The sequence below is a fragment of the Sporichthya sp. genome (assembly GCF_013815995.1).
Classification (GTDB): Bacteria; Actinomycetota; Actinomycetes; order Sporichthyales; family Sporichthyaceae; genus Sporichthya.
Map to the genome: position 1 here is coordinate 1 of NZ_JACDFE010000301.1, position 4,182 is coordinate 4,182.

General features: G+C 71.0%; 5 protein-coding genes. 2 read left to right on the forward strand and 3 right to left on the reverse strand.

The annotated features are described in order from the left end of the window. The coding region (locus H0X00_RS22035) for a biotin/lipoyl-containing protein (RefSeq protein WP_293774878.1) at window positions 1–299 on the reverse strand (299 nt) is incomplete at its 3' end. A gap of 64 nt (window positions 300–363) precedes the next feature. Further along, entirely contained in the window at window positions 364–1,752 is a 1,389-nt protein-coding gene (gene lpdA / locus H0X00_RS22040) for a dihydrolipoyl dehydrogenase (protein WP_293774879.1), read from the reverse strand. Window positions 1,753–1,911: 159 nt separating this feature from the next. On the opposite strand from lpdA, the gene H0X00_RS22045 reads away from it, so the two are divergent. Beyond that, entirely contained in the window at window positions 1,912–2,235 is a 324-nt protein-coding gene (locus tag H0X00_RS22045; RefSeq protein WP_293774881.1) for a hypothetical protein, read from the forward strand. Then, a complete protein-coding gene (locus H0X00_RS22050) occupies window positions 2,232–2,918 on the forward strand; it encodes a hypothetical protein (RefSeq protein ID WP_293774884.1) in 687 nt (228 codons plus the stop codon). Before H0X00_RS22045 ends, H0X00_RS22050 begins: the two co-directional genes overlap by 4 nt. A 135-nt stretch (window positions 2,919–3,053) precedes the next feature. Here H0X00_RS22050 and H0X00_RS22055 read toward each other — a convergent pair. Then, the coding region (locus H0X00_RS22055) for a leucyl aminopeptidase (RefSeq protein WP_293774885.1) at window positions 3,054–4,182 on the reverse strand (1,129 nt) is incomplete at its 5' end.

Genomic DNA, 4,182 nt, shown 5'->3' on the forward strand with positions numbered 1-4,182 from the left:
GGCGCGGCCTGCTCCGCCGGGGGTGCCTGCGCCGCCGGGGCGGCGGCCGGGGCAGCCTCGCCCGGGTCGCCGATCACCGCGAGTTCAGCGCCGACCGCGACGGTCTCGTCCTCCTGGACGGTGATCTTGATCAGCACCCCGGCCGAGGGCGCGGGGATCTCGGTGTCCACCTTGTCGGTGGAGATCTCCAGCAACGGCTCGTCCGCGGCGACGGTGTCGCCCTCCTTCTTCAGCCACCGGGTGACGGTGCCCTCGGTGACGCTCTCACCGAGCGCCGGCAGGGTGACCGAGACTGGCATTGAGGTTCTCCTCGCGAGGGCGGAATGCGGGTGGCTAAGAGTTCTGACTGAAACTGACGCAGTGTCAGCCGTGCGCGTGCAGGGCCTTGCCGGCGAGCGCGAGGTGCGCCTCGCCGAGAGCCTCGCCCTGAGTGGGGTGCGCGTGGATCAGCTGGGCGACCTCGCTGGGCAGGGCCTCCCAGTTGTAGATCAGCTGGGCCTCGGAGACGAGCTCGCCGGCCCGCGAGCCGACGATGTGCACGCCGACCACGGGGCCGCCGGACTGCCGGACCAGCTTGATCGCGCCGGCCGTCTTGAGGATCTGGCTCTTGCCGTTGCCGGCCAGGTCGTAGGTGAGGGTCTCGACCGCGTCTGCCCCGTAGCGCTCCTTGGCGGTGGCTTCGGTAATCCCCACCGAGGCGACCTCGGGCTCGGAGTAGGTGACCCGCGGGACTCCGTCGTAGTCGATCGGCACGACGTCGAGCCCGGCGATCCGCTCGGCGACGAGGATGCCCTCGGCGAAGCCGACGTGCGCAAGCTGCAGAGTCGGGATCAGGTCGCCGACCGCGGAGATCGTCGGCACGTTCGTCTGGCACAGGGCGTCGACCTTGACGAAGCCCCGCTCCATCTCGACGCCGACCTCCTCGTAACCGAGGTTCGCCGAGACCGGTCCGCGGCCGATCGCGACCAGCAGGACCTCGGCCTCGATCTGCTTGTCGTTCTCGGTGGAGACCCGCACGCCCTTCTCGGTGGTCTCGACGCCGGTGAAGCGGGCGCCGAGCTCGAAGGCGATCCCGCGCTTGCGGAAGGCGCGCTCCAGCAGCTTGGAGGTGGCCTCGTCCTCCAGCGGCACCAGGTGGGGAAGGGCCTCGACGATGGTCACCTCGGAGCCGAAGGACTTCCAGACGCTGGCGAACTCCACGCCGATCACGCCGCCGCCGAGGATGATCGCGGAGGCGGGGACCCGGTCCAGACGCAGCGCGTGGTCGGAGGTGATCACCCGGGCGCCGTCGATCTCCAGCCCGGGCAGGGAGCGCGGCACCGAGCCGGTGGCGAGCACGATGTGCTTGCCGGAGTACCGGACGCCGGCCGCGTCCACGGTGGTGGCGGAGGACAGCCGGCCCTCGCCCTCGATGAAGGTGATCTTGCGGCTCTTCACCAGGCCTTGCAGGCCCTTGTAGAGCTTGCTGACCACACCGTCCTTGTAGGCGTTGACCCCGGCCATGTCGATGCCCTCGAACGTGCTCCGTACGCCGAACTGCTCACCCTCGCGGGCCAGGTCGGCGACCTCGGCGGCATGCAGCAGCGCCTTGGTGGGGATGCAGCCCTGGTGCAGACACGTGCCGCCGAGCTTGTCCTTTTCGACAAGGGCAACGGTCAGCCCTAACTGGGCCGCACGCAGCGCACAGGCGTAACCGCCGCTGCCGCCACCGAGGATGAGGACGTCGAACTCGGTGCTTGCCTGCTCCGCCACGGGAACCCCCTTGCTGGTGTCTGCAGATGAGCAACGGCCATCCTTTCACCTGTGTTTCCCGCCCCGACCAGGCGGGCGAGCGGCTTTGGTCACGTCGGGTCCCCTGATCGGTGGGACAGCGGCGGGATACTGGGCGAAGACAACGGAAGGGCCCCTCGGATGGGACTGTTCTCCAAGCGTCAGAAGGCGGGCACGCCCCGGCGGGCCGACCTTGTTGACCGCGACCACCTGCGCGACTGGGCGGAGACCCGGGTCGGGGTCGAGGCCTTCCTGGAGCCGCAGACGACGGTCACTGAGCCGACGGTCATGTTGATCGCCCACGACGGGGAGTGGACCCGGCGCCGGGTGCCGAGCCACGACCACGCGCGCTCCCTGTGCGGCAAGCTCAACATCCCGGTCTACGACGTCGCGCTCACCGGCTACCCCCAGCGCAAGCGCGACTATGACACGAAGCGCGCGGCCGAGAAGCGCGGCGAGAAGTGACCCGCCTTCGTCTTCGAGCGGCGAGCGCGGCCGCCGCGCTGGTGCTGACCGGCGGCCTGCTCGGGGCGTGCTCGGGCGGCGACAACGACATCGACGATCCGGCCGCGGGCACCTCCGGCGCGCCGGTCGACGGCGTGCCCGGGGTCGACCCGACCACCACCACTCCGGGCGCGGCCGGTGGAGCGGCGGCCGGTGCCGCGGATACCAAGGTCGTGCCCGGCGACAGCCTGTACGTCCTGCTCAAGCTCGCGGGCTGGCAGCTGGGTGAGGCCGTCCGGCCGATCGGCAAGAGCCGTCCGCAGTATCAGCAGCTGGACAAGTCCCTGGACTGGTACGCCACCTACGACCAACCCGCCACGGACCAGAGCGTGCAACTGAACGGGCACCTGCGCGGCTTGTCCGGCCAGTCCACGGTCCTGCGTAAGGACGGTGCGGGCAAGCTGAAGACTGGCGAGATCAACGGCCGGGCGGCGAGCTGGCTGGACCAGCGGGGCGGCAACGTGATCGTGCTGATCGCGCTCGCCCGGAACTACACCCTCGAATTGGTCGTCTCCGGCGCCGACCTCGAGACCACGCTCAAGATCGCCCGGGCGCTGACGCCGGTGGACCAGACCAAGTGGAAGGCCGCCGGCGGCAAGGTTCTCGACTGCCTGGCGGCCGGCGCGGAGTGCATCGGCACCTGAGCGCCGAGGGAGCTAGTGCCCTCGGGCACCGTCGCCGGCCGGGTCGCTCGAGTAACTCGCGGATCCGCAGCAGGCTGCGCCGCATCTGCCCGAGCACCGCGGCGTCGATGTAGAGGTCGCCCACAAGGGCGAAACCTATTGCGCCGCGACGTCCTCGGCCAGGGAGACCAGCGTGCGAACGGCGACGCCGGTGCCGCCCTTCGGGGTGTAGCCGTAGGGCTCGCCCTCGTTGAAGGCCGGGCCGGCGATGTCCAGGTGGGCCCAGGTGATGCCGTCGGTGACGAACTCGCGCAGGAAGATCGCGGCCGAGAGCGCGCCGCCCCAGCGCTCGCCGATGTTGGCGATGTCGGCGACCGAGGACTTCAGCGAGCCGCGCAGTTCCTCCGGCATCGGCATCGGCCACATCCGCTCGCCGGTGCGCTCGCCGACCTCGTGCAGCTGGGTGCGGAAGTCGTCGTCGTTGCTCATCACGGCCGAGGTCCGGTGGCCGAGGGCGACCATCGCGGCGCCGGTCAGGGTGGCGGCGTCGATGAGTAGGTCGGGGGAGTCCTCGCAGGCGCGGGCCAGGGCGTCGGCCAGGATCAGCCGGCCCTCGGCGTCGGTGTTGAGCACCTCGACGGTCTTGCCCGAGTACATCTTCAGCACGTCCGAGGGACGCTGCGCGGTGCCCGAGGGCATGTTCTCCGCGGTCGGGGCCCAGGCGGTGACGTTCACCGGGAGCTTCAGTCGCGCGATCGCGCAGACGGCGGCGACCACCGCGGCCGCGCCGCTCATGTCGCACTTCATCGTGATCATGCCGTCGGCCGGCTTGAGGGAGAGGCCGCCGGAGTCGAAGGTGATGCCCTTGCCGACCAGCGCGATGGTCTTGGTCGCCTTGGGGTGGGTGTAGGCCAGCTTCACCAGGCGCGGCTTGTTTTCCGAGCCCTGCCCGACGGCGAGGATGCCGCCGTAGCCGCCCTTCTTCAGGGCGCGCTCGTCCATGATCTCGGCGGTCAGGCCGGCCTTCTTGCCGTAGGTCTCCGCGGCCGCCGCCAGGCCGGCGGGGAACAGGTCCGAGGGTGGGGTGTTGATCAGGTCGCGGGCGAAGCAGACCGCGTCGGCGAGCACGTCGGCCCGGGTGGCGGCGGCCTTCGCGGCGCGGTCGGCCGCCAGCGGCGTGCTGAGGGTGAGCGCGCTGACCGCGGCCGGCGGCGCGGAGCCGTTGGTCCGATAGCGCAGGTAGGCGTAGGCGCCGAGCAGGCCGCCCTCGGCCACCGCGCCGACC

Excerpts from the sequence above, each read along its gene's own strand:
- H0X00_RS22045 (WP_293774881.1), top strand. The coding sequence starts at position 1,912 with ATGGGACTGTTCTCCAAGCGTCAGAAGGCGGGCACGCCCCGGCGGGCC.